The organism is Diaphorobacter oryzae DSM 22780 (genome assembly GCF_059568935.1).
In genome coordinates this window covers 1-24069 of the sequence record NZ_JCANUL010000004.1, presented here as the reverse complement: position 1 = coordinate 24069, position 24069 = coordinate 1, and the positions used below count along the sequence as shown (strand labels likewise).

The 24069-nt window shown below is 70.7% G+C and carries 20 protein-coding genes; 9 read left to right on the top strand and 11 right to left on the bottom strand.

Annotated features, from left to right (window positions below):
- Positions 1–75 precede the first annotated feature (75 nt).
- On the bottom strand, positions 76–534 hold the full coding sequence (locus tag BP68_RS08000; protein WP_496370449.1) for a RidA family protein: 459 nt from the start codon (positions 532–534) through the stop codon (positions 76–78).
- Positions 535–715: 181 nt separating this feature from the next.
- On the opposite strand from BP68_RS08000, the gene BP68_RS07995 reads away from it, so the two are divergent.
- From BP68_RS07995 to BP68_RS07980, 4 genes are read left to right on the top strand one after another with little or no spacing between them, the layout of a single operon-like run.
- Positions 716–3283: a DNA internalization-related competence protein ComEC/Rec2 gene (locus BP68_RS07995; protein ID WP_496370447.1), complete on the top strand. Its 2568-nt coding sequence runs from the start codon at positions 716–718 to the stop codon at positions 3281–3283.
- Positions 3284–3330: 47 nt separating this feature from the next.
- On the top strand, positions 3331–4794 hold the full coding sequence (locus BP68_RS07990) for a circularly permuted type 2 ATP-grasp protein (protein ID WP_496370445.1): 1464 nt from the start codon (positions 3331–3333) through the stop codon (positions 4792–4794).
- A gap of 1 nt (position 4795) precedes the next feature.
- Positions 4796–4951 carry an alpha-E domain-containing protein gene (locus tag BP68_RS07985; RefSeq protein ID WP_496370442.1) on the top strand — a complete coding sequence of 52 codons (156 nt, stop codon included), beginning with the start codon at positions 4796–4798 and terminating at the stop codon, positions 4949–4951.
- Positions 4945–5913: an alpha-E domain-containing protein gene (locus BP68_RS07980; RefSeq protein WP_496370440.1), complete on the top strand. Its 969-nt coding sequence runs from the start codon at positions 4945–4947 to the stop codon at positions 5911–5913. Before BP68_RS07985 ends, BP68_RS07980 begins: the two co-directional genes overlap by 7 nt.
- Before the next feature lie 30 nt (positions 5914–5943).
- On the opposite strand, the gene BP68_RS07975 is transcribed toward BP68_RS07980, so the two are convergent.
- Positions 5944–6297: a hypothetical protein gene (locus BP68_RS07975; protein WP_496370438.1), complete on the bottom strand. Its 354-nt coding sequence runs from the start codon at positions 6295–6297 to the stop codon at positions 5944–5946.
- Between the two features lie 345 nt (positions 6298–6642).
- Between BP68_RS07975 and BP68_RS07970 the strand changes: the two genes are divergently transcribed.
- On the top strand, positions 6643–8079 hold the full coding sequence (locus BP68_RS07970; RefSeq protein ID WP_496370436.1) for an NAD-dependent succinate-semialdehyde dehydrogenase: 1437 nt from the start codon (positions 6643–6645) through the stop codon (positions 8077–8079).
- Positions 8080–8161: 82 nt separating this feature from the next.
- Here BP68_RS07970 and BP68_RS07965 read toward each other — a convergent pair whose 3' ends face one another.
- The 9 genes from BP68_RS07965 to BP68_RS07925 form a co-directional block, all read right to left on the bottom strand.
- A complete protein-coding gene (locus BP68_RS07965; protein WP_496370434.1) occupies positions 8162–10318 on the bottom strand; it encodes a TonB-dependent siderophore receptor in 2157 nt (718 codons plus the stop codon).
- A 77-nt stretch (positions 10319–10395) separates the two neighbouring features.
- Positions 10396–12534: a TonB-dependent siderophore receptor gene (locus BP68_RS07960; protein ID WP_496370432.1), complete on the bottom strand. Its 2139-nt coding sequence runs from the start codon at positions 12532–12534 to the stop codon at positions 10396–10398.
- A gap of 50 nt (positions 12535–12584) precedes the next feature.
- Entirely contained in the window at positions 12585–13307 is a 723-nt protein-coding gene (locus BP68_RS07955) for a DUF4198 domain-containing protein (RefSeq protein ID WP_496370430.1), read from the bottom strand.
- An 86-nt stretch (positions 13308–13393) separates the two neighbouring features.
- Positions 13394–13732, bottom strand: coding sequence for a DUF3325 domain-containing protein (locus BP68_RS07950; protein WP_496370428.1), 339 nt, complete (start codon positions 13730–13732; stop codon positions 13394–13396).
- 5 nt (positions 13733–13737) lie between these two features.
- Positions 13738–15399, bottom strand: coding sequence for a PepSY-associated TM helix domain-containing protein (locus BP68_RS07945; protein WP_496370426.1), 1662 nt, complete (start codon positions 15397–15399; stop codon positions 13738–13740).
- 14 nt (positions 15400–15413) lie between these two features.
- Entirely contained in the window at positions 15414–15722 is a 309-nt protein-coding gene (locus tag BP68_RS07940) for a DUF3649 domain-containing protein (RefSeq protein ID WP_496370424.1), read from the bottom strand.
- Positions 15723–15989: 267 nt separating this feature from the next.
- The gene (locus BP68_RS07935; protein WP_496370422.1) at positions 15990–16856 is read right to left on the bottom strand and encodes a sulfurtransferase; all 867 of its coding nucleotides are present in this window, start codon (positions 16854–16856) and stop codon (positions 15990–15992) included.
- Between the two features lie 82 nt (positions 16857–16938).
- Positions 16939–17850, bottom strand: a complete 912-nt coding sequence (locus BP68_RS07930) for a DMT family transporter (RefSeq protein ID WP_496370420.1) — start codon at positions 17848–17850, stop codon at positions 16939–16941.
- A 102-nt stretch (positions 17851–17952) separates the two neighbouring features.
- The gene (locus BP68_RS07925; RefSeq protein ID WP_496370418.1) at positions 17953–19092 is read right to left on the bottom strand and encodes an aromatic ring-hydroxylating oxygenase subunit alpha; all 1140 of its coding nucleotides are present in this window, start codon (positions 19090–19092) and stop codon (positions 17953–17955) included.
- Positions 19093–19422: 330 nt separating this feature from the next.
- Between BP68_RS07925 and xseB the strand changes: the two genes are divergently transcribed.
- From xseB to BP68_RS07905, 4 genes are all read left to right on the top strand, one after another.
- Positions 19423–19665 (top strand): exodeoxyribonuclease VII small subunit, encoded by a 243-nt coding sequence (gene xseB / locus BP68_RS07920; RefSeq protein ID WP_496370416.1) that lies wholly within the window; start codon positions 19423–19425, stop codon positions 19663–19665.
- A complete protein-coding gene (locus tag BP68_RS07915; protein WP_496371064.1) occupies positions 19665–20570 on the top strand; it encodes a polyprenyl synthetase family protein in 906 nt (301 codons plus the stop codon). The genes xseB and BP68_RS07915 overlap by 1 nt, the downstream gene beginning before the upstream one ends.
- Before the next feature lie 109 nt (positions 20571–20679).
- Entirely contained in the window at positions 20680–22569 is a 1890-nt protein-coding gene (dxs, locus tag BP68_RS07910; protein ID WP_496370414.1) for a 1-deoxy-D-xylulose-5-phosphate synthase, read from the top strand.
- A gap of 255 nt (positions 22570–22824) precedes the next feature.
- Positions 22825–23907, top strand: coding sequence for a TRAP transporter substrate-binding protein (locus tag BP68_RS07905; RefSeq protein ID WP_496370412.1), 1083 nt, complete (start codon positions 22825–22827; stop codon positions 23905–23907).
- Positions 23908–24069 lie beyond the last annotated feature (162 nt).

The window sequence follows — 24069 nt, the reverse complement described above, 5'->3', positions numbered from 1 at the left end:
GGAAAAAGGGGAGGGAAGTTTAGGGCAATGCCGAACCGCCCCCCGTGCCGGGCATGCCGCGCCCGGCGGCGTGCCTCAGGCGATCTCGGCGATCAGCTCGATCTCGACGCAGGCGCCCATGGGGATCTGCGCCACGCCGAAGGCGCTGCGCGCATGCTTGCCCTTGTCGCCGAACACCTGGCCCAGCAGCTCGCTGGCGCCGTTGGTCACCAGATGCTGCTCGGTGTAGTCGCCGGTGGAATTCACCAGGCTCATCACCTTCACGATGCGCTGGATGCGGTTGAGGTCGCCACCGGTGGCGGCGTGCAGCGTGCCCAGCAGGTCGATGGCCACGGCGCGCGCGGCGGCCTGGCCTTCTTCGGTGGTGATGTTCTTGCCGAACTGTGCCACCCAGGGCTTGCCGTCCTTGCGCGCGATGTGGCCGCTCAGGAACAGCAGGTTGCCGGTCTGTGCATAGGGCACATAGGCGGCGGCGGGAGCGGCCACCGGCGGCAGGGTGATGTCGAGTTCTTTCAGCTTGTCGTAAACGCTCATGGCAGTCCTTGAAAACATGTATGAAGGGCGCGGTGCGGCCCGGATGAGGGCCTGCGCCGTGGTTGCGCGGCCGGGCGCGGTGCTGGCGGCACGGGCCCGTGCGAGTGTTACATAGAAGCGCGGGCGCCAGAGGGTGCCGGGGCGGCCGTCCGTGCCGCGGGCCATGCCGTAGCATGCGGCCATGAACCACCCGGCGTCCGTGTTGCCGCAGGATCCGTGCGCCGGGGCCGCGCCGGCGCCCGCGCGCGGGGCCGGCCATTGGCATCTGCCCGCCGCGCTGGCCGGCGGCCTGCTGGGGGTGGCGCTGCAGCTGCAGCAGGCTGCGCTGTGGCCCTGGCCCGCTTATGCGGCGGCGCTGCTCATGTCCCTGCTGATGGGCGCCTGGCTGGCCATGTCCTGGGGCGGCAGCCGCCGGGCGCGGCGCGGGCGCGGCGCCGCCGCGCTGCTGGCGGGCATGCTGCTGCTGTGGGGCCTGTGCGGCCTGCGCGCCACCGCGTTCCTGGCGGGTGCCCTGGCGCCCGGGCTGGAGGGGCGCGACCTGCAGGTCACGGGTGTGGTCGCCGCCATGCCGCAGCAGCGCGAGACGGGGCTGCGCCTGCGGCTGGCGGTGGAGTCCGCGCGGCTTGGCGGCGCCCCGGTGCAGCTGCCCGCGCGGATCGACCTGGCCTGGTACGCCGCCGGCCTGGGCGCGGATGCGCAGGCCGATGCGACCCCCGTGCCCCCGGTGCGGGCGGGCGAGCGCTGGCGCCTCACGGTGCGGCTCAAGGCGCCGCATGGCGGGCGCAATCCGCATGGGTTCGACTATGAGCTGTGGCTCTGGGAGCAGGGCGTGCAGGCCACGGGCTATGTGCGCACCAGCGCGCGGCTGGATGCGCTGCATGGCCCGCCGCAGCGGCTGGCGGCCACCTGGCACTACCCCGTGGAACAGTTGCGCCAGCATGTGCGCGATGCCATCGTGCGCCGGCTTGCCGCGGATGGGGGCGAGGCTTTCGCCGCGCAGGCGGCGGCCCGGCAGCGCGCGGCGGGCGTGGTGGTGGCCCTGGTCACGGGCGACCAGCGCGCCATCGAACGCGCGGACTGGGATGTGTTCCGCGCCACGGGCGTGGCCCACCTCATGAGCATCTCGGGCCTGCACATCACGCTGTTCGCCTGGCTGGCGGCCGCCGTGCTGGGGTGGGCCTGGCGCCGCAGCGGCCGGCTGTGCCTGGCCGTGCCCGCGCCCACGGCGGCGCTGGTGGGCGGGGTGCTGCTGGCCGGTGCCTACGCGCTCTTCAGCGGCTGGGGCGTGCCCGCGCAGCGCACGGTGTGCATGTTGGCCACGGTGGCCGGCCTGCGCCTGTCGGGGCACCGCTGGCCCTGGCCCCATGTGTGGCTGCTGGCCTGCGCCGTGGTGCTGGTGGCGGACCCCTGGGCCCTGCTGCAGCCGGGGTTCTGGCTGAGCTTCGTGGCCGTGGGGGTGTTGTTTGCTACTGATTCGGGAGCTGTTCGCGATTATCCAGTGCGCGCTACAGGCCATTTTTATGCATTGTTGCGCGAGCAGTGGGTGGTGACGCTGGCCCTCACGCCGCTCACGCTGCTGCTGTTCGGCCAGGTCTCGCTGGTGGGCCTGCTGGCCAATCTGGTGGCCATCCCGTGGACCACGCTGGTGGTCACGCCGCTGGCGCTGGCGGGCGTGCTGTGGGCGCCGCTGTGGCAGGCGGCGGCCTGGTGCGTGCAGGGCCTGTCGGTGCCGCTGCAATGGCTGGCCGCCTGGCCCTGGGCGCAGGTGGCCCTGCCCATGGCGCCGCTGTGGGCGGGCGTGGCGGCCGTGGCCGGCGGCACGCTGCTGGCGCTGCGCCTGCCGTGGGGCGTGCGGGTCCTGGGGCTGCCGCTGCTGCTGCCCGCGCTGTGGTGGCAGCCGCCGCGCCCGCCGCCGGGCCAGTTCGAGCTGCTGGCCGCCGACGTGGGCCAGGGCCAGGCCGTGCTGGTGCGCACGGCGCGCCATGCGCTGCTGTACGACGCCGGGCCGCGCTACCACCAGGACAGCGATGCCGGCGACCGCGTGCTGGTGCCGCTGCTGCGCGCGCTGGGCGAGCGGCTGGATCTGCTGGTGCTGAGCCACCGCGACACCGACCACACCGGCGGCGCCGCGGCCGTGCTGGCGCAGCACCCGCAGGCGCGGCTGCTGGGCTCGATCGAGGACGGCCATGCGCTGCAGGCGCTGCGCCCGGTCACGCCCTGCGTGGCGGGGCAGCGGTGGGTCTGGGATGGCGTGCGCTTCGAGGTGCTGCACCCGGCGCACGCGCTGGGTGACGCCGTGGCCGCGCCCGGCGCGCGTGCGCCCACGCCGAACGCCTTCAGCTGCGTGCTGCGCATCGAGGCCGAGGGTGCGGATGGTGCCCGCGGGGCCGCGGCCCTGCTGGCGGGCGACATCGAGCGCGCGCAGGAGCAGGCCCTGGTGGCCGATGGCGCGCCGCTGGCGGCCGATGTGCTGCTGGTGCCGCACCATGGCAGCAAGACCTCGTCGTCCGAGGGCTTTCTGGATGCCGTGCGGCCGCGCACCGCCTTGGTGCAGGCGGGCTACCGCAACCGCTTCGGCCATCCTGCGCCCGAGGTGGCCGCGCGCTACGGGCAGCGCGGCATCGCTCTGGCGCAGACGCCGCAATGCGGCGCGGCGCGCTGGGCCTCCAGCACGCCGCAGGCCGTGCACTGCGAGCGCGAGGCGGCGCGCCGCTACTGGCACCACCGGCCGCCTGGCGCAGGGGGATAGACCCCGTGGCCTGCAACTTGCTATCCTGGCCTCAGGAGGCACGCTGTATGCAGCAGTTCGATGAGATGTACACCATGCTGCCCTTCGATGGCAGCGACGTGCGTGCGCATTACCGGCGCTACGGCCAGTGGCTGGCGCAGCAGTCGGCCGAGGCCATGCAGGCCCGGCGCGCCCAGGCGGAAATGATCTTCCGCCGCGTGGGCATCACCTTTGCCGTCTACGGCGCCAAGGACGAGGAGGGCGCGGGCACCGAGCGGCTGATCCCGTTCGACCTGATCCCGCGCATCATCCCGGCGCACGAATGGCGGCGCATGCGCCAGGGCCTGGTGCAGCGCGTGACGGCGCTCAACCGCTTCATCCACGACATCTACCACGGCCAGGAGATCCTGCGCGCGGGCATCGTGCCGGCCGACCTGATCCTGACCAACGCGCAGTTCCGCCCCGAGATGGCGGGGGTGGACGTGCCGCAGGGCGTGTACGCGCACATCGCGGGCATCGACATCGTGCGGGCGCCCGGCGACGACGGCCAGGGCATCTACTACGTGCTGGAGGACAACCTGCGCGTGCCCTCGGGCGTGTCGTACATGCTGGAAAACCGCAAGATGATGATGCGGCTGTTCCCCGAGCTGTTCGCCCTGCACAAGGTGGCCCCCGTGGCACATTACCCGGACCTGCTGCTCGACACGCTGCGGGCCAGCGCGCCGGCCTGGAGCAGCGCCGACCCCACGGTGGTGGTGCTCACGCCGGGCATGCACAACAGCGCCTATTTCGAGCATGCCTTCCTCGCGCAGCAGATGGGCGTGGAGCTGGTCGAGGGGCAGGACCTGGTGGTGCGGGACAACTTCGTCTACAAGCGCACCACGCGCGGCCTGCAGCGCGTGCATGTGATCTACCGCCGGGTGGACGACGATTTCCTCGACCCGCAGGTGTTCCGCCCCGGCTCCACGCTGGGCTGCGCGGGCCTCATGCAGGCCTACCGCGCGGGCAACGTGAGCATCTGCAACGCGGTGGGCACGGGCATCGCGGACGACAAGTCCGTGTACCCCTACGTGCCCGAGATGATCCGTTTCTACCTGGGCGAGGAGCCCATCCTGGCCAACGTGCCGACCTGGATGTGCCGCAAGCCCGACGACCTGAAGTACGTGCTGGACCACCTGGACGAGCTGGTGGTCAAGGAGGTGCACGGCGCGGGTGGCTACGGCATGCTCATCGGCCCGGCGGCCACGCGCGCCGAGATCGAGGCCTTCCGCGCGGCGCTGCTGGCCAACCCGGCGGGCTACATCGCCCAGCCCACACTGTCCCTGTCGAGCTGCCCGACCTTCGTGGACGCCGGCATCGCGCCGCGCCACATCGACCTGCGACCCTTCGTGCTCAGCGGCCAGAAGGTGCAGATGGTGGCCGGCGGCCTCACGCGCGTGGCGCTCAAGGGGGGCTCGCTGGTGGTCAACTCGTCGCAGGGCGGCGGCACCAAAGACACCTGGGTGCTGGGGGATGAGGAAGGGGGGAACTGACATGCAGAGCCGCACTGCCGACCATCTGTTCTGGATGTCCCGATACACGGAGCGGGCGGAAAAGGCCGCCGCAGGCGGACTTTCGCCAAAGCGCCGCGTGCGCGCGCAGCGCGCGTGGGGTTTTCCGCCCTGCACGATCAAGGAGACCGCATGCTGAGCCGCACCGCCGACCATCTGTTCTGGATGTCCCGATACACGGAGCGGGCGGAAAACACCGCCCGCATGCTCAACGTGAGCTACGACACCTCGATGCTGCCGCAGTCCGCCGCGCAGGCGCAGGAGGGCTGGCGCGGGCTGCTGTCGATCAGCGAGCTGATTCCGGCCTACACGGCACGCCATGGCGAGATCACCGCCCGGGGCGTGCTGCAGTTCATGGTATGCGACGAGGACAACCCCTCGTCCATCGTTTCGTGCCTGCGCGCCGCGCGCGAGAACGCGCGCGCCGTGCGCGGCGCGCTGACCACCGAGGTCTGGGAGACGCAGAACCAGACCTGGCTGGAACTGAGCCGGCAACTGCGCCACGGCAACTTCGAGCGCGATCCGGGCCAGTTCTTCGAGTGGGTCAAGTACCGCTCGCACCTGTCGCGCGGCGTCACGCTGGGCACCATGCTGCAGGACGAGGCCTTCCACTTCCTGCGGCTGGGCACCTTTCTGGAGCGCGCCGACAACACTGCCCGGCTGCTGGACGTGAAGTTCCACGCCGTGCAGAGCGACTTCCACGGCACGGCGGGCGATGCCCGGCGCTCCACGCCGGAGGCCGACTTCTACCACTGGAGCGCCATCCTGCGCAGCGTTTCGGCCTTCGAGGTCTACCGCAAGGTGTACCGCGACGTGATCACGCCCGAGCGCGTGGCCGAGCTGCTCATGCTGCGCCGGGACATGCCGCGCTCGCTGCACGCCAGCCTGCACGAGGTGGTGGACAACCTGGCCGTGGTGGCCAACGACCAGTCCGCCGAGACCCAGCGCAAGGCCGGCCGCCTGCTGGCCGACCTGCGCTACGGCCGCATCGACGAGATCCTGGCCACCGGCCTGCACGCCTATCTCACGCAGTTTCTCGACCGCGTGAACGAACTGGGCGGCTGCATCAGCCGCGACTTCCTGGTGCCCGGGGGGGACTGACCGGCGACGTCGGCGACGTGCCGGCGGCCTCTACCGCCGCTGGCCTTCCGCCGTCGTGCAGGGCGCGTGCGTGCCCCGCCACTGGTCGGGCGGCAGGCCATGGCTGCGCAGCATGATGGCATCCAGCTCGCCCGATTCGCGTGCGCATTGCAGCTCTGCAATCACCTCGGCCCGCGTGCGGCCGCTGGCGCCGGGTGCGGGCTCGGCGGTGGCGGCCACCATCGGCTGGCTCTGCCCCGTCTGCTGTGCGGGCTGCACAGGTGGCGCGGTGCCGGCGGCGGGCTGGGCGTGGGCAAGGCCCGCGGCGCAGGCCAGGGCCAAGAGGGCGCCCTGCGCCGCGCGGGCGGCAAGGCGGGTGCGGGGGATGTGTCGTGTGTCGTTCATGAGGGGCTCCTGACAGGGAGCGGCAAGCCAAGGGATTGTTGGAAGTTGTGAGGGGCAGGCCTGGCGCCACCCAGCGCGCACTGTGGCCGCACGCGCAGCGCTTGCCCAGCGCGGTGCGACGAATGGCGGTCTGGCCAGCGGCAGCCGCGCTGCAGTGGCGTGAAGCGCGGCGGCCGGCCCCTGCATGGCCACAGGCAATGCCCGTTGCGGCGGTCGGGTAGAGCCGGCGCGTGGCGGCGTGCCGCGGGCGGCGGGCCTATAGTCGTTGCAGTGCCGGGCAGGTGCGGTGCGCTGCGCGCATGGCCGGCCGGCAACTTCCCAGACAAACCGACCAGGAGCATTTGCATGAGCTATCCCGACACCCGCCTTTTCATCGCCGGCCAATGGCAGGACGCCGCCGACGGCAAGACCATTGCCGTGCACAACCCGGCCACGGGCCAGCCGATCGGGCGGGTGGCGCATGCGGGCATCGCCGACCTGGACCGGGCCCTGGAGGCCGCGCAAAAGGGTTTTGAGACCTGGCGCGACATGCCCGCTATTGAGCGCGCACGCACCATGCGCCGCGCCGCCGCGCTGATGCGCGAGCGTGCCGACGCCATTGCCGCAATCCTCACGCAGGAGCAGGGCAAGCCGCTGGCCGAGGCGCGTGTCGAGGCCATGGCCGCGGCCGACATCATCGAGTGGTTCGCCGACGAGGGCATGCGCGTGTACGGCCGCATCGTGCCCTCGCGCAACCTGGCCGTGCGCCAGCTGGTGGTGAAGGACCCGGTGGGCGTGGTGGCCGCATTCACGCCCTGGAACTTTCCCATCAACCAGGTGGTGCGCAAGCTGGGCGCCGCGCTGGCGGCGGGCTGCTCGGTGCTGGTCAAGGCGCCCGAGGAGACGCCCGCCAGCCCGGCCGAGCTGATCCGTGCGTTCGCCGATGCGGGCGTGCCCGCCGGCGTGGTGGGGCTGGTGTACGGCAACCCGGCCGAAATCTCCGGCTACCTGATCCCGCACCCCATCGTGCGCAAGGTCACGTTCACGGGTTCCACGCCGGTGGGCAAGCAGCTGGCGGGGCTGGCCGGCCTGCACATGAAGCGCGTGACCATGGAGCTGGGCGGTCATGCGCCCGTGATCGTGTGCGAGGACGCTGACATTGAGCTGGCCGTCAAGGCCGCGGGCGGCGCCAAGTTCCGTAACGCCGGCCAGGTCTGCATCTCGCCCACGCGCTTTCTGGTGCACGAGAGCGTGCGCGCCGACTTCGTGGCGGCGCTGGCGCGCCACGCCCAGGGCCTGAAGGTGGGCGACGGCCTGGCCGAGGGTACGCAGATGGGCCCGCTGGCCAACCCGCGCCGCGTGGCGGCCATGGCCGAGCTGCTGGGCGATGCGCTGCAGCAGGGCGCCACGGTGCATGCCGGCGGCGAGCGCATCGGCGCGGTGGGCAACTTCTTTGCGCCCACGGTGATCGACAACGTGCCGCAGTCCGCGCGTATCTTCAACGAGGAGCCCTTCGGCCCCGTGGCGGCCGTGCGCGGCTTCACGCAACTGGAGGACGCCATCGCCGAATCCAACCGCCTGCCCTACGGCCTGGCGGGCTATGCGTTCACGCGTTCGCTCAAGAACGCGCACCTGCTGAGCCAGCGCGTGGAGGTGGGCATGCTGTGGATCAACCAGCCGGCCACGCCCTCGGCCGAGCTGCCGTTCGGCGGCATCAAGGATTCGGGCTATGGCTCCGAGGGCGGGCCCGAGGCGGTGGAGGCCTGCCTGAACACGCGCGCGATCTCCATCACCCACGTCTGACCCGCGTACCTGCCCCGTGCCGGGGCGCACCCGAAAAAAAGCCCCGGTGCTCGCCCGGCACCGGGGCTTTTGTGCGTGGGCCTCAGAAGCGGTAGGTGCCCGTCAGCACCACGTTGCGCCGCTCGCCGTAGAAGCAGTCGCCGCGCGCCAGGCATTGGGTGATGTTCACCTTGTCGGTCAGGTTGTTGAGGTTGAGGGCCACGCGCCAGTCGCCCGCGTCGTAGGCCACCATGGCGTCGGCCAGCAGCACCGAGGGCGTGTCGATGGCCGTGGTGCCGGTCCATTGCGAGCCCGTGTAGCGCAGGCCCGCGCCCACCGTCCAGCCGCCGCGCCCCTGGGCCGCGAAGCGGTGCATCAGCCATGACGAGGCGGTGTGCTCGGGCACGCCCGCCACGCGCTGGCCCTGGTCGCTCGTGTTGCTGCGCGTGATCTTGGCGTCGGTGTAGGCGTAGCCCACCGTCCAGTCCCAGTTGCGCGCCAGGCTGGCGGTCATCTCGGCCTCGAAGCCGCGGATCTTCACCTCGCCGGTCTGCAGGTTGTTGAGCGGGTTGGACGGGTCGCTGGTCTTGCGGTTCTTCTCGCGCAGCTGGTACACGGCCGCGAAGGCCGAGATGCCGCGCCCCTCGGGCATCCACTTCACGCCGGCCTCCCACTGCTCGCCGCGCTGGGGCTTGTAGGGCGTGCCGTAGGCGTCCACGCCGCCCAGGGGCTGGAACGATTCGGAATAGCCCAGGTAGGGCGCCCAGCCGCCGCCGGCCTGGTAGGTTACGCCCAGGCGCTTGGTCCAGGCCTTGTCGTCGACGGCGGCGGCGGGCCGGCCCTCGGTGTCGGTCTGGGCGCGGTCATGGCGCAGGCCCAGGGTGGCCGTCCAGGCGCCCCAGCGCAGCTGGTCCTGCAGGTACAGGCCCAGCTGCTTTTGCGTCACGTCGGGCTGGCGCTTGAGCGCCGAGGCCGAGGGCGGCGTGAACTGGCCGTACACCGGGTTGTAGACGTCGATCGACGGTGCCTGGCCGCTCCAGGTGGACTGCGTGGTTTCGTTGCGCTGCGCGTCCAGCCCGGCCAGCAGCGTGTGCTGCACGCCGCCCCAGCGCAGATGGCCCTCCACCTGGGTGTCGATCAGCAGCATGCGCCCGCCGTTGCGCTGCCACGCGGCGTCGCGCGTCACGGTGCGGTTGTCGGGGTTGAACACGGGGCGCGCGGGCCGGCCCGTGGCCCGGTCGGCCGTGAAGCCCGTGTACAGCGTGCGGTAGTCCACGTCGCTGGTGGTGCGGCGCAGGTTCTGGCGCAGCGTCCAGTCGCCGTTCAGGCGGTGGCTGAACAGGTAGCCCCAGGAGGTGGTGTCGGAGTCGTAGGCGTCCCAGCCGGGTTCGCTGATGAAGGTGTGGGTGGGAATCCGCCCGTAGGCGCTGGGCAGGCGCGTGCCCTGCCAGGGGAAGAAGCCGATCAGCGAGCCGCTCTCGTCTTTCTGGTAGTGGGCCTGCAGCGTGAGCGAGGTGTCGGCGCTGGGCCGCCAGGTGAGCGAGGGCGCAAGCACCAGGCGGTCGTCGCCCACATGGTCCACCTGCGTGCCGCTGTCGCGCCCCACGGCCACCAGGCGGTACAGCCACCGGCCCTTGGCATCCAGCGGGCCGGTGAGGTCGGCGGCGATCTGCTTGCGCGCGTGGCTGCCGATCTGCACCTGCACCTCGCGCAGGCGCTCGGCCTGCGGGCGCTTGGAGGTCAGGTTGAGCACGCCGCCCACGCTGCCCTGGCCGTACAGCACCGACGAGGGGCCGCGCAGGAACTCCACGCGCTCCAGCGTGTAGGGCTCCACCTTGGTGCTGTTGTAGGTGCCGTAGGTGCGCAGCAGCCCGTCCTGGTACTGCGTCACGTTGCCGCCGCGCGCCTTGAAGCTGTCGGTTCGGCTGTCGAAGTAGCTCGACACCACGCCCGCGCTGTAGCGCGTGGACTCGCGCAGCGTCTGCACGCCCTGGGCCTCCATCTGGTCGCGTGTGACCACGCTGATGGCCTGCGGGGTTTCGATCAGCGGCGTGTCGGTCTTGGTGGCCGAAAGCGCGCGCTGGGCCACGAAGCCCTGCACCGGGCCGGTGGCGCCTTCCTGCTCGGTGCCCGCGCTGATGGTGACAGAGGGCAGGGCGGCCTCGCCGGTCTGGGCCTGGGCCATGGGGCTGCCGCACAGCAGCGCCAGCACGGCCTGGGCGGCGGCCGTGCGGGCGGCCGGGGTGGTACGTTGTTTCATGGTAATGCTATTAAAATAGGAGCTGTTGGCGCTTTATAGATAAGCGCTGCAGGTCTTTTTGATGATGAATGCAGGCATCAGAAGGCGTAGTCCAGCGTCACGTACAGCGAACGGGGCTCGCCCGGCATGACCGATGTGAAGCCCGCGGCGTCGCTGGAGCCATCGAGGTAGTAGCGCCGGTTGGTGGCGTTCTTCAGGTTGGCCTGCAGCCGCACGCCGCCCGCGAACTGGTAGCCCGCCGCCAGGTCGACCACGGTGTAGCTGGGCAGGCGCCACCGGTTGTCGTTGGCGGTGAACTTGTCGCCCTGGTGCGCCAGGCCGCCGCCCACCCACAGGCCCGGCAGCCGGGCCACGCGGTACTGCGTCCACAGCGAGGCCGTGCGCTTGGCGGCCAGGGCCACGCGGTGGCCCACGTTGGCGCCGGCGGCGGTGTCGGCCAGCACCTTGGGGTCCAGGAAGGTGGCCTGGGCCGTGACGCTCCAGCCGGGGGTGATGCGGCCTTGCGCCTCCAGCTCCAGCCCCTTGACGCGCTGGCGCGCGGTGAGCACGGAGTAGCCCGGGTGCTGCGGGTCGTTGGCGGGCGCGTTGGTGAGCTCCAGCTCGAAGGCCGACACGGTGGTGAGCAGGCGCTGGCCCAGCCATTCCTGCTTCCAGCCCACTTCCAGCTGCTTGCCCTCGGACGGATCGGCCGCGCGGTCGCCCCACAGCAGCGTGCCCGAGTTGGCCTGGAACGAGCGCGCGTGGCTCACGTAGAACAGGCTGGCCGGCGTGGGCTGCCAGCTCAGCGCGGCGCTGGGCTGGGTCTGGCTCAGGTCGGTGACGGGCTTGGTGTAGGCGTCCTTGAAGCGGTCATGGCGCAGGCCCAGCAGCAGGCTGAAGTGGCCCAGGGTGAGGCGGTCCTGCACGAACACGCCGGTGTTGCGCGCGTCCGAGGTCACGGCCGTCTTGCCGCCGATGGACCGGGGCGGCTCTAGGCCGGTGGCGGGGTTGTGCAAATCGACCGCGCCCAGGTCGCCCAGGCTGCGTGGGCCAAGCTTGCTCTCCACGGTGCGCCAGTCGATCCCGCCCAGCAGCTGGTGCTGCACGGGGCCGGTCTGCAGCGTGGCGCGCAGTTCGGCCAGCGCCGTGTCGGACGTGAAGGTCTGCCTTGGCGCGAGCCGGTAGCTGCGCGCCACCTGGCCGCCCGTCACGGGGCCCAGGTCGTAGATGTGCCGCACGTTGCGGAAGGTCTCGTTGCGCGAGAGGTGCACGCGGCCCTCGATGTCTGGCGTGAAGCGGTGCTGCAGCTCGGTGGAGTGAAAGCGCAGGTGCCCGTCGGTCTTCAGCCAGGGCTCGCCGTAGAACCTGCCCACGGCCAGCGCGTCGGCGCTGCGCGGGTTGTGGGGGTCGGGCGTGGGCAGGCCGGCCGTCGAGACGCCATCGCTGCTCTGGTACTCGGTCTGGGCGCGCCACAGCGTGTCGGGCGTGAGCTGCCATTCCAGGCTGCCTGCCAGGCCCTGCTTGCGGGGCGTGTTGCCGTCCACGAAGCTGCCGCCACGGCTGGCGTCGCCGTCGAGCCGGTAGCGCAGCGTGCCGTCGGCATTGAGCGCGCCCGTGAAGTCGAACTGCGCATGGCGCCAGCCATGGCTGCCCGCGCCGATCCGCACGCTGCGCAGCGGGTCGGCCTGGGGGCGCTTGCTCACGTAGTTGACCAGGCCGCCGGGCGCGACCTGGCCGAATTCGAGCGCCGCCGGGCCCTTGATGACCTCCACCCGCTCGATGTTGAACAGCGGCGGATCGAGCAGGTGCATGAACTTGGCTCCGTCGCGCAGGTAGTTGTAGGTGTTGTTGGCCCACAGCCCCCGAATGGCGAACTGCGAGTACGAGCCGCTGTACTCGCTGCGCGCGGAGATGCCCGAGGCGTTGCGCAGCACGTCGCGCTCGGTGGTGGCCTGCTGCTGCTCCAGCAGGGCGTTGTCGATCACGCTCACGGAGCGCGGCGTCTCCAGCACCGACAGGCCCAGGCGCGATGCGCTTTGCGCGCGCTGCCCGGGCGCGGCGGCGGTGCCCGGGGTGGACTCCACCACATCCATCTGGCCCAGCGTGGGCGTGGCGTCTGCCTCGGGCGGCGGTGGTGGGGGCTGGCTGGTTTGGGCGAATGCGCTGGTGCACAGCAGGCACAGGGCCGCATGGGCGATGGCCGTGCGGGCCGAGGGCGGGAAGGACAGGACGTTCATGGAGTCGGTGACAGGAGGCAGGGGATGCGACGGGGCGGTGGGCGGGGCCTTCACTGGCCCGGGATCGGCGCCGGTGGCGCGGGCAGGGCGGGCGATGTGGCGCCGCTGGCCTGCACGAAGGTCAGCGTGGTCAGGTAGCTCACCTCGCCGTATTTCTCGCCGCGGTGTTCGCCCGGCGTCTTGTCGCTGTGCTTGACCTCGGCCACGTACTGGCCCTTCCACGGCAGCGCGAAGCGCACGGTGCCGTCCTCGCCCGTGGTGGCCTCGCGCGCCCAGCCCGCGGGGGACACCAGCGTCACCTCGGCCTTGGGCAGCGGCTGGCCCTGGTAGACCACGCGCAGCTCGCCCGCCTGGCCGGTGGGCACCAGGTCGAACGGCGCGGTGGCGGCCACGGGCTTGTCCAGGCCGGCTACCCAGCGCGCGGCGGGGCGCCACAGCAGGGGCTGCAGGCCGGCCTTGGCGCGGTCGATGAGCGGGTAGGCGGCCTCGGCGAACAGCGTGTCGGCGCCGCCGGCCGTGGCGTAGGTGAAGGCGCTGGCGGTGCGCTGGCCCTGCACGGCCTGGGCCTTGCCGCCGGCGCGCTGCTCCAGCGCGGGCACGCCCTGGAACTTGTCGAGCAGGCCGGGCGAGGTTTCGCGCAGGTTGTCGGCGTATTCGCCAAAGTGCAGGCGGGCCTGGCCGCCGGCGGCTTCAAGCCAGACCTGGTGCGCCTGGGCGCCGCCGGCCAGGGCGGCGAGCAGCAGGGCGGCGGCTGTGCGGTGGACAGAGGGCATGTGGACTCCTTGGTGGTAATGGAAGGTTTGCTATTAAATATGTAGCTATTGGCGCTTGATGGATAAGCGTCAGGGGCTGTTTTGGCTCATAAGATCCCGCGCGCCAGGCCGGTCAGGGCGGCACCGGCCAGGCCGAGCAGGCCCAATGCGGGCAGGCGGCGCGGCAGCCAGGTGGCGGTGGCCGTGGCGGCCAGCGCCGCCACCGACAAGGCCACCGACCACCAGGTCACGCCCAGCGCGGCCGTGGGGGCGCCGGGCCGGGCAATGGCCAGCAGCAGCGACAGCGTGAGCAGGGCGGCGCCCGCGCGGCGCAGCAGGCGCAGGCGCGTGGCCGAGCCCTCGCGGCCCCAGGCGTCGTCGTGGTGGCGGTCCATGCCCAGGGCGAGGGCGGACCAGCCGGCGTAGCACAGCAGCAGTTCGAACATGGTGTTCAGGCCCCTCGGGCTTGGCGGGCGGCGGCGCCGTCGCCGGGCACGGGCCGGTGCGTGCGCCGGGCGGGGGCGGTGCGGCCGGGGCGCAGGCGCCAGGCCAGGCCGCCCAGCAGCGCGCCGCTGGCGAGAAAGCCCAGATCCATGCCCGCCCAGGCCCATTCGCCCGCGGGCAGGGTGACGCCCAGGTGCGCGCCGGTGGTGGCGGCATTGAGCAGGGGCAGGGCGGCAAACAGGGCGCCGGCCAGGGCCAGCAGCAGCGTCCAGCCGCGCCGGTCGGGCCACAGGGCGGCGGCGGCCAGCGACAGGGCCCAGGCACTGAAGAAGCAGTGCAGTTCGGCGTCGGCCCGGCCCGGCAGGTTGAGCGGCAGCAGCCGGTTGGCGGCAAGGTAGGCGCCGATGGCCAGCGGCAGGCCCGCCAGCGCGGCCAGGTTGAGCGTGGCCACCAGGCGTTCTCCGCGGGGGGGGCGGGCCGTGGGATCGGCCGCCACCTGGCGCTGGCGCTGCGGGGCGCTGCTGCGTTTGACGACCCACAGCACCAGTCCGGTGGCGATCATCAGGCTGCCCAGCAGGCCGAAGCCGAACAGCGCCCAGCGCATGCCGGGGCCGGCAAAGCGCGCCAGGTGCAGGCCGGAGAGCACGCCGTAGGTTTGGACGGCGGGGCTTTGCACGTCGGCCAGGCCCAGGCGCGCGCCGGTGGTGCCGTCGAAGCGCAGGCGCTCGGGCCGGTACTGCAGGCGGTCGCCGTCATGGCGCGCGGCCTCGAGCACCACCGCGCCCTGGTCGCGCCGGGCGCTGAGGCTGCCGATGCGCCCGCCGGGCCACTCGGCGCGGGCCTGTTCCAGCGCGGCGTCCAGGGCCAGGGGCGGCAGCGCCTGCACGGCCTGGCCCGGCGCGGCGGGCGTGCTGCGGCGCGGAGACGGGTCGCCCGACAGTTCGGCGAAGTAGGCCTGGGCGTCGGTGCCCTGGGGGCCGGGGTACAGCGCGGCGATGCCTGCCGGCAGGTACATGGAGTGCAGCAGCATCAGCCCGCTCACGGTGATCATCAGGTAGAACGGCAGCACCAGCACGCCCGAGACGTTGTGCGCGTCCAGCCAGGCGCGCTGGCCGCCCTTGGCGGGGCGGAAGGTGAAGAAGTCCTTGAAGATGCGCCGGTGCGTGACCACGCCCGTCAGCAGGGCGACGAACATCAGCATGGTGGCCACGCCCACGATCCAGCGGCCCTGCAGGGCCCAGCGCCCGGTCTTGGCGGTGCGCAGCTCGAAGTGGAAGCGGTAGAAAAAGTCCCCGCCCATGGTGTCGCGCGGGTGCAGCGTGGCGCCGCTGCGGGGATCGACATGCAGGGCCTGGAAGCGGTTGTGGGCCGGGTCGCGCCACAGCACTTCCACCCAGGGCATGCGCTCGTCGGGCAGGTGCATGATCCACTGGGTCACGCCGGGCGCGGTGCGGTGCAGGGCGGCCTGGGCGCGCTCGGCCACGTCGGCCTGTGCGGGGGGCAGGCCGTGCAGCTCGGGCTGCATCCAGAGGTTGAATTCGCTGCGGAAGAACGCCAGCGTGCCGGTCAGGAAGATGGCGAACAGCAGCCACCCCAGCACCAGGCCGGACCAGGTGTGCAGCCAGGCCATGGCCTGGCGAAAACCCTCGCGCACAGGTGCCGCGGGCATGGCCGGTGCGCCCTTCATGCGGCCCCCGCCAGCCATTGCGGCAGCTGCGCCGCCAGGCCCAGGGCGAGCGCGGGCAGCAGCATGCCGCACCAGGCCTGCCAGGCGCTGCGCGCAAAGAAGACCCAGGCCACCCCGGCGGCATAGACCAGCCAGGCCAGCATGGTGGCGGTCAGCACCGCCTCCACGCGCGGCATGGCCTGCGCCAGGGCATGGGCAGCGGCGGCGGTGAACGCGGCGGCCAGCGCATAGCCGCCCACGGCCGCGGCCAGCGTACGCGACGCCACCGCCAGCCGGTAGCGCCACAGGGGTTGGGTGGCCTTCATGGAGTGCTCCCCGGTCCATGCGCGTCCCAGGCGGACTGGGGCGGAAAACGGCCGGAGCCGCGAGGAGACGTGTGCTGAGGAACCGGGTGGCGCGGCATGGTGTTGGGGATCGGAGTTGGTTACTTATTGAATGCAGTATTGCATGATAATGATTCGTATTTGAGTATATAGAAAAACCCCGCACTCGGACAGGTCGGCGGTGCGGGGTGCCACAGCGCCCCGTGGCGCGCGGGGAAGGGATGGAGGTGCGGGGCCGGGGCGTGGGGTTCAGCCGCGCTCCACGGGCCGGCTGGGGTCGCTGCACCATTCGCTCCAGCTGCCGGCGAAGAGCGCCGAGGGCCCCAGGCCGGCGATCTCCATGGCCAGCAGGTTGGGCAGGGCGCTCACGCCGCTGCCGCACTGGTGCACGACGCTGGCGGCCGGGCGCTCGCCCAGCAAATCCTGGAATTCGGCGCGCAGCTGCTCCACGGGCTTGAAGCGGCCGTCGGGCCCCAGGTTCTGGCCAAAGGGCCGATTCAGCGCACCCGGGATGTGGCCGGCCACGGGGTCCAGGGGCTCGGTCTCGCCGCGGTAGCGTGGCGCGGCGCGGGCGTCGATCACCGTCTGGCCGGGCTGGCCCAGGCCGGCGAGCACGTCCTGGGCGCTCGCCAGGCGGCGCAGCGGCGCGTGCAGCGCGAAGTGGGAGGGGGCGCGCGCGGGTTCCTCGCCGCCGGCGGTTTCGCCGCCCGCGGCCTGCCAGGCCTGCAAGCCACCGTCGAGCACCGCCACGGCGTCGTGGCCCGCCCACTTGAGCATCCACCACAGGCGGCCGCAGTAGTTGGCGCCGTTGCGGTCATAGACCACGGCCTGCATGCCGTTGGCCAAGCCGATGTGCGACAGCCAGGCGGCGAAGCGCTCGCGGCTGGGCAGCGGGTGGCGCCCGCCGGAGGCCGGCGTATCCGCCACGCCATGCCCGGCGCTCAGGTGGTGGTCCAGGTCGGCATGCAGGGCGCCGGGGATATGGGCCTCGCGGTACAGCGCGGCACCCAGCGCGGGCTGGGTCAGGTCGAAGCTGCAGTCGAACACCATCAGCGGCTGGTCGCTGCGTAGGAGGGATTGCAGTTCGGGAACGGAGATCAGCGTGGTGAAGGGCATCGTTGGACTCAGGGTGCGGCAAGGGAGGAACAACCAGGCCCCATTGTGGCCGCGTTGCGGGCCAGGCCACGGCGCATGGGCCTCAGCGCTCTTCCCCCGGCGCATCGGGCGCGGCGCGTGTGCGCAGCACGGTGGCGGCGATGCCGCTGGCCACGATGAGGGCCATGCCGGCCCAGGCGATTGGCGGCAGCAGGTCGCCGAACAGCGCCACGCCGTAGATGCTGGCGAAGACGATGCCCGAGTACTGCAGGTTGGCCACCACCAGCGTGCTGCGCGCCGTGAGCGCGCGGGCGTAGGCGCGTGTCATGCACAGCTGGCCGCCCGCGGCCAGCAGGCCCAGCGGCAGCAGCCACAGCGCGGGCCAGCCGGGCCAGTCGGACAGGCCCGTCACCAGCATGGCCGCGCCGCCGGCCACGGCAGAGCCGGTGGCGAAATAGAACACGGTGCGCGTCTCGGGCTCGCCCAGGCGCGACAGCGCCACGACCTGCATGTAGGCGAAGGCGGCCGCCAGGCCGGAGCACAGGCCCACCAGGCCGGCAAAGCCCTGGTCGTCGCCGATGCTGGGGCGCAGCATCATCAGCACGCCGCCAAAGCCCGCCAGCACGGTGAGCACCAGCGGCACCTGCAGCGGCGGGCGGGGCTGGCTGCCGGAGGGGCGCCAGGCCAGCAGCGCTCCGCCGATGAGGAAGGCCGCGATCCAGACGCTGCTCATGTAGTTCAGCGTCATGGCCGTGGGCAGGGGCAGGTGGGCGATGGCATAGAACCAGGCGCCCAGCGATGCCACGCCGATCAGGCTGCGCCAGGCGTGCATGCAGGGGTAGCGCGTGGCCAGCGCCACCTTCTGCGACCGCGCCAGGGCCCAGAGCACGGCCATGCCGATGATGCCGCGGTAGCAGACCAGTTCGGCCGCATTGAAATGCGCCGACGCCAGCTTGACGCAGACCCCCATGCTGGCGAACAGGAACGCCGCCAACACCATCCAGAGCGCTTGCATGGGAAGACTTGTGGTTTTAAGTAAAAATAGCTGCCAGCGCTTTATGGATAAGCGCTAGCAGCTATTGTAATGATAGCGTGCGGCCGGGTGTGCGTTGGCGCCTCAGCCGCGCGGCAGGGCGTCGCCCAGGCGGGCGCGGTACCACTCGTGGAAATGCTGCATGCCGTCCTCCATGGGGCTCTGGTAGGGGCCGACCTCGTTGTCGCCGCGCGCCAGCAGGGCCTTGCGGCCGGCGTCCATGCGCTCGGCGATCTCGTCGTCCTCGATGCAGGTCTCCATGTAGGCGGCGCGCTGCGCCTCGACGAACTCGCGCTCGAAGGCCACGATTTCCTCGGGGTAGTAGAACTCCACCATGTTCAGCGTCTTGTCCACGCTGATCGGGTGCAGCGTGGAGACCGTCAGCACATGCGGGTACCACTCCACCATGATGTGCGGGTAGTAGGTGAGCCAGATGGCACCGCGCTCGGGCATCTTGCCCTCGCGGTACTTCAGCAGCACCTCGTGCCACTTCTTGTAGACGTCCGAGCCCGGCTTGCCGAACGTGGAGGCCACGCCCACGGTCTGCACGGAATACTCTTTCTCAAACTCCCAACGCAGGTCGTCGCAGGTGACGAAGTTGCCCAGGCCGGGGTGGAAGGGGCCGACGTGGTAGTCCTCCAGATAGACCTCGATGAAGGTCTTCCAGTTGTAGTTGCACTCGTGCAGCTCCACATGGTCGAGGGCGTAGCCCTCGAACGACAGCTCGCCCTGCGGGCCCATGCCGGCCAGGTCGGCCAGGATGTCGCGGCCGTTGTCCTCGAACAGCAGGCCGTTCCACTCGCGCAGCTTGTAGTTGTTGAGGTTCAGGCAGGGGTCGTGCGCGAAGTGCGGCGCGCCCAGCAGTTCGCCCTGGGGCGAATAGGTCCAGCGGTGCAGCGGGCACACGATGTTGCCGCCCGCATGGCCCTTGCCCTGGCCTTGCAGCGAGCCGCGGCCCTTGAGCATCACCGCCTGGCGGTGGCGGCAGATGTTGGAGATCAGCTCGACCTGGCCCTGGGCGTTGCGCACCAGCGCGCGGCCCTCGTTCTCCTGCGGCAGCGCAAAGTAGTCACCGATCTCGGGGACGCTCAGGGTGTGCCCCACGTAGCGGGGCCCCGGCTGGAAGATGGTCTCCAGTTCGCGCCGCAGCAGCGCCTCGTCGAAATAGCTGGAAACTGGTAGTTGGCTTGCGGCCTGCTGCAGTTGAAGACTTAAATCAGACATGGATGACCTGACCTAAAGACTCCCCACAGGGAGGGTGCGCGTGCGCACGGACATTAGAAAAAACGAAACCGGCCCAGGGAAAGACTCCATAGCCGGTTCGTGACGAAAGAATGGGATTATAGGTGGTGGGGTTATTTCCGCGATTGGCGTGCGTGTATTGCCCGAACGTGCTGAACGCGCCGCGAACGCCGCCACGCGTGGCCTGCGCGCGGCTTGCGCCCATGCGGCCCGCCGCCGCGCAGGGGCGCAGGGCGCTGTGGCAGCGGGCCTGCGGGCCCTGCGCCTAAAATTGCCCGTTTCCACACTAGTGCGCCAGGCGCCTCACCACCCATGCCCAAGGCACCCGCCGCTCCACCACCGTCGCCCGATCCTGCCAGCTACGAAGCCGCGCTGGAGGAGCTGGAGCAACTCGTGGGCCGCATCGAATCGGGCCAGCTGCCGCTGGACCAGATGCTGGCGGGCTACCAGCGCGGTGCCGTGCTGCTGGGCTTTTGCCGCGCGCGCCTGGAGGCCGTGCAGGACCAGATCAAGGTGCTCGACGAGGGGGCGTTGCAGCCATGGACGCAGGAGTGATGCCCACCATGCCCGCAACGTCGACCTTCGACTTCGCCGAATGGATGCGCCAGCAGCTGGAGCGCGTGGAGCAGGGCCTGTCGCTCTGGGTGCGGCACGACGCGCCCGCGGGCCTGGGCGAAGCCATGCGCTACGCGGTGCTCGACGGCGGCAAGCGCCTGCGCCCCTTGCTGGTGCTGGCAGCCTGCGAGGCCGTGGGCGGCCATGCGCAGGCCGCCCTGCGCGCCGCCTGCGCGGTGGAACTGATCCACGCCTATTCGCTGGTGCATGACGACATGCCCTGCATGGACAACGACGTGATGCGCCGTGGCAAGCCCACGGTGCATGTGCGCTTTGGCGAGGCCCGTGCGCTGCTGGCGGGCGACGCGCTGCAGGCCCTGGCCTTCGAGCTGCTCACGCCCGATGAGGAGGTGCCGCCCGCCATGCAGGCGCTGCTGTGCCGCCTGCTGGCGCAGGCCGCGGGGGCCGACGGCATGGCCGGCGGCCAGGCCATCGACCTGGCCAGCGTGGGCCTGCAACTGGACGAGGCGCAGCTGCGCCACATGCACCGCCTCAAGACCGGGGCCTTGCTGCAGGCCAGCGTGGCGATGGGCGCGGCCTGCGGCCAGCCCGGTGCGGCGGCGCGGCAGGCGCTGGCGCAGTATGGTGCGGCCATCGGCCTGGCCTTCCAGGTGGTGGACGATGTGCTGGACGTGACGCAGGACTCGGCCACGCTGGGCAAGACCGCCGGCAAGGACGCGGCGAGCGACAAGCCCACCTATGTGTCGCTGATGGGGCTGGAGCCCGCCAGGGCCCATGCCGAGGCGCTGCGGACCGACGCGCACGCCGCGCTGGCCGCCAGCGGCCTGGGCGACACGCGCGCGCTGGCGGCGCTGGCCGACATGGTGGTGCGCCGCTCGCACTGAGGGGATGGCCGTTGCTGCACGGAGCGGGTGCCCATGTCTGTTTTTTTGAAGCCGAATCGGCAGTTGGCGCTTATGCAGTAAGCGCTAAATGCTACTAAAAGTATAGCTTATGTCCACGACTACCTATCCGCTGCTTGAGCGTGTGAACGACCCGGCCGAACTGCGCCGGCTGCCGCGCGCCGAGCTCAAGAGCCTGGCCACGGAGCTGCGCGCCTTTGTGCTGGAGAGCGTCTCCAAGACGGGCGGGCACCTGTCGTCCAACCTGGGCACGGTGGAGCTGACCGTGGCGCTGCATGCCGTGTTCGACACCCCGCACGACCGGCTGGTGTGGGACGTGGGCCACCAGACCTACCCGCACAAGATATTGACCGGCCGGCGCGAGCGCATGTCCACGCTGCGCCAGTTCGGCGGGCTGTCGGGCTTTCCGCAGCGGGCCGAGAGCGAGTACGACACCTTTGGCACCGCGCACTCGTCCACCAGCATCTCCGCGGCGCTGGGCATGGCGCTGGCCGCCAAGCAGCGCGGCGACGACCGCCGCTGCGTGGCCATCATTGGCGACGGGGCGATGACCGCCGGCATGGCCTTCGAGGCGCTGAACAATGCGGGCGTGGCCGACGCCAACCTGCTGGTGATCCTCAACGACAACGACATGAGCATCAGCCCGCCCGTGGGCGCGCTCAACCGCTATCTGGCGCAGCTCATGAGCGGGCAGTTCTACGCCAAGGCGCGCGACATGGGCAAGAGCGTGCTCAAGAACGCGCCGCCCCTGCTGGAACTGGCCAAGCGCCTGGAGCAGCAGGCCAAGGGCATGGTGGTGCCGGCCACGCTGTTCGAGAAGTTCGGCTTCAACTACATCGGGCCCATCGACGGGCACGACCTCGATTCGCTGATCCCCACGCTGGAGAACATCAAGGGCCTCAAGGGCCCGCAGTTCCTGCACGTGGTCACCAAGAAGGGCCAGGGCTACAAGCTGGCCGAGGCCGACCCCGTGGCCTACCACGGCCCCGGCAAGTTCGATCCGCGCGTGGGCCTGGTCAAGCCGGCCACGCCGCCCAAGCAGACCTTCACCCAGGTCTTCGGCCAGTGGCTGTGCGACATGGCCGAGAAGGATGAGCGCCTGGTGGGCATCACGCCCGCGATGCGCGAGGGCTCGGGCATGGTGGAGTTCCACCGGCGCTTTCCTGACCGCTACCACGACGTGGGCATCGCCGAGCAGCATGCCGTGACCTTTGCCGCCGGCATGGCCTGCGAGGGCGTGAAGCCCGTGGTGGCCATTTACTCCACCTTCCTGCAGCGCGCCTACGACCAGCTCATCCACGACGTGGCGCTGCAGAACCTGCCCATGGTCTTCGCGCTGGACCGCGCGGGCCTGGTGGGTGCCGACGGTGCCACGCACGCGGGGGCCTACGACATCGCCTTCGTGCGCTGCATTCCCAACATGAGCATGGCCTGCCCCGCCGACGAGCGCGAGTGCCGCCAGCTGCTGAGCACAGCCTACGAGCAGGACAACCCGGTGGCCGTGCGCTACCCGCGCGGTGCGGGCGTGGGCGTGCAGCCGCTGGAAGGCCTGGAGGGATTGCCCTTCGGCAAGGGCGAGGTGCGCCGCAAGGGGCGGCGCATTGCCATCCTTGCGTTCGGCACGCTGCTCTACCCGGCGCTCGAAGCGGCCGAGGCGCTGGACGCTACCGTGGTCAACATGCGCTGGGCCAAGCCGCTCGACACCGAGCTGTTGCTGCGCGTCGCCGCCGAGCACGAGGCCCTGGTCACCGTGGAAGAAGGCTGCATCATGGGCGGCGCGGGTAGTGCGGTGGGCGAGGCCTTGAACGCCGCAGGCGTGCAGCGTCCGCTGCTGCAACTGGGGCTGCCCGACGTCTTCATCGAGCATGGCGACCCCGCCAAGCTGCTGGCGCTGCAGGGGCTGGACGCCGCCGGCATGCGGCGCTCCATTGCCGAGCGCTTTGGCGCACTGCCGGGCGCGCAGGCGCTGGCGGCGGCCTGATCCTCGGGCTGAAAGCCCTGCCACCCTCCCATCCTTTGGCTGGCCGTGCACGCCGCGGCCGGCTTGGCTGCACCCGCACGGTCGGCGCGAAAGTATGGACCGAGCTCTTTGGGGTCCCCATTTCAGGGGAAACCCGCAACGGGCTTGCCAATCCGGGTTTTTACAATTTACGTCCACCCATAAAGTGGAGACAAGCAGCCGTACACTCGAACGCGTTGCCGTTTTTTTTGCTTATTACTTCGGAGAAATATGTCCATGGATCGTCGTTCAATCATCAAGCAGGCCGGCTTGGCTGGTGTGCTCGCAGCCGGCGTCGCACCCGCGGTGCATGCCCAGGCCGCAGTCCGCTGGCGTCTTGCCTCCAGCTTCCCCAAGTCGCTTGACACGATCTTTGGCAGCGCAGAAAAACTGTCCCAGGCCGTCAAGGCCATGTCGGGCGGCAAGTTCGAGATTTCGGTGCACCCCGCCGGTGAGCTGATGCCCGCCTTCGGCGTGGTGGACGCGCTGCAGGCCGACACCATCGACATGGCCCAGACGGCGGCCTATTACTTCACCGGCAAGGATCCCATCTTCGCCTTCAGCTGCGCCGTTCCCTTCGGCCTGACCACGCTGCAGATGAACGCCTGGAAGGACCACGGCAACGGCCGCAAGTACCTGGACGCGTTCTTCGAGAAGTACAACTTCAAGACCGCCAGCGCCGGCAACACCACCACTCAGATGGGCGGCTGGTACCGCAAGGAAATCAAGACCGTGGCGGACCTCAAGGGCCTGAAGATGCGCCTGGGCGGCGGCGTGTTCGGCGAAGCCATGGCCAAGCTGGGCGTGGTGGCGCAGAACATGCCCGCAGGTGACGTGTACCAGGCGCTTGAGAAGGGCACGCTTGACGCCGTGGAGTTCGTGGGCCCCTACGACGACGAGAAGCTGGGCTTCAACAAGGTGGCGCCGTACTACTACTACCCCGGCTGGTGGGAAGGCTCCGCAGACCTGGAGTTCTTCATCAACGTCAAGAAGTACAACGCCCTGTCGCCCGAGAACAAGGCCATTCTGGACGCAGCGACCCGCGTGGCCGCCGCCGACATGACGGGCAAGTACCAGGTCTTCAACCCGCGCGCCATCAAGAACCTGGTGGCCAACAAGACGCAGCTGAAGGCATTCCCCAAGGCCATCATGGACGCCGGCTTCAAGGCCTCCATGGAAGTCTTTGCCGAGCACGAGGCCAAGTCGCCTGAATTCAAGAAGATCCACCAGGACATGCGCGCCTTCCAGCGCGACCAGATCCTGTGGAACCGCTTCTCCGAGTTCCCGTTCAACCAGTACATGAACAGCGTGAAGATCTAAACACTGCCCCGCAGTGCACCCGGCCGCCGTGCAGGCGGCGACCGGGTCGAAGATCCCGCATGAAAAAGCCGCAGTCATTGCGGCTTTTTTTTGTGAAGTTCTCTCGCTTTGAGAGATAAAACAAGCCCCGGTGGAACCGGGGCTCGGACCTGCGGGGGGGGG

What these genes read in the sequence shown, in the direction of transcription:
- BP68_RS07905 (WP_496370412.1), top strand. Translation starts at nt 22,825, where the DNA reads ATGGATCGTCGTTCAATCATCAAGCAGGCCGGCTTGGCTGGTGTGCTC.
- BP68_RS07930 (WP_496370420.1), bottom strand. Translation starts at nt 17,850, where the DNA reads ATGCAAGCGCTCTGGATGGTGTTGGCGGCGTTCCTGTTCGCCAGCATG.
- BP68_RS07970 (WP_496370436.1), top strand. Translation starts at nt 6,643, where the DNA reads ATGAGCTATCCCGACACCCGCCTTTTCATCGCCGGCCAATGGCAGGAC.
- BP68_RS07965 (WP_496370434.1), bottom strand. Translation starts at nt 10,318, where the DNA reads ATGAAACAACGTACCACCCCGGCCGCCCGCACGGCCGCCGCCCAGGCC.
- xseB (WP_496370416.1), top strand. Translation starts at nt 19,423, where the DNA reads ATGCCCAAGGCACCCGCCGCTCCACCACCGTCGCCCGATCCTGCCAGC.
- BP68_RS07985 (WP_496370442.1), top strand. Translation starts at nt 4,796, where the DNA reads ATGCAGAGCCGCACTGCCGACCATCTGTTCTGGATGTCCCGATACACG.
- BP68_RS07980 (WP_496370440.1), top strand. Translation starts at nt 4,945, where the DNA reads ATGCTGAGCCGCACCGCCGACCATCTGTTCTGGATGTCCCGATACACG.
- BP68_RS07940 (WP_496370424.1), bottom strand. Translation starts at nt 15,722, where the DNA reads ATGAAGGCCACCCAACCCCTGTGGCGCTACCGGCTGGCGGTGGCGTCG.
- BP68_RS08000 (WP_496370449.1), bottom strand. Translation starts at nt 534, where the DNA reads ATGAGCGTTTACGACAAGCTGAAAGAACTCGACATCACCCTGCCGCCG.
- BP68_RS07955 (WP_496370430.1), bottom strand. Translation starts at nt 13,307, where the DNA reads ATGCCCTCTGTCCACCGCACAGCCGCCGCCCTGCTGCTCGCCGCCCTG.
- BP68_RS07935 (WP_496370422.1), bottom strand. Translation starts at nt 16,856, where the DNA reads ATGCCCTTCACCACGCTGATCTCCGTTCCCGAACTGCAATCCCTCCTA.
- BP68_RS07950 (WP_496370428.1), bottom strand. Translation starts at nt 13,732, where the DNA reads ATGTTCGAACTGCTGCTGTGCTACGCCGGCTGGTCCGCCCTCGCCCTG.
- dxs (WP_496370414.1), top strand. Translation starts at nt 20,680, where the DNA reads ATGTCCACGACTACCTATCCGCTGCTTGAGCGTGTGAACGACCCGGCC.
- BP68_RS07975 (WP_496370438.1), bottom strand. Translation starts at nt 6,297, where the DNA reads ATGAACGACACACGACACATCCCCCGCACCCGCCTTGCCGCCCGCGCG.
- BP68_RS07915 (WP_496371064.1), top strand. Translation starts at nt 19,665, where the DNA reads ATGCCCACCATGCCCGCAACGTCGACCTTCGACTTCGCCGAATGGATG.
- BP68_RS07995 (WP_496370447.1), top strand. Translation starts at nt 716, where the DNA reads ATGAACCACCCGGCGTCCGTGTTGCCGCAGGATCCGTGCGCCGGGGCC.
- BP68_RS07990 (WP_496370445.1), top strand. Translation starts at nt 3,331, where the DNA reads ATGCAGCAGTTCGATGAGATGTACACCATGCTGCCCTTCGATGGCAGC.
- BP68_RS07945 (WP_496370426.1), bottom strand. Translation starts at nt 15,399, where the DNA reads ATGCCCGCGGCACCTGTGCGCGAGGGTTTTCGCCAGGCCATGGCCTGG.
- BP68_RS07925 (WP_496370418.1), bottom strand. Translation starts at nt 19,092, where the DNA reads ATGTCTGATTTAAGTCTTCAACTGCAGCAGGCCGCAAGCCAACTACCA.
- BP68_RS07960 (WP_496370432.1), bottom strand. Translation starts at nt 12,534, where the DNA reads ATGAACGTCCTGTCCTTCCCGCCCTCGGCCCGCACGGCCATCGCCCAT.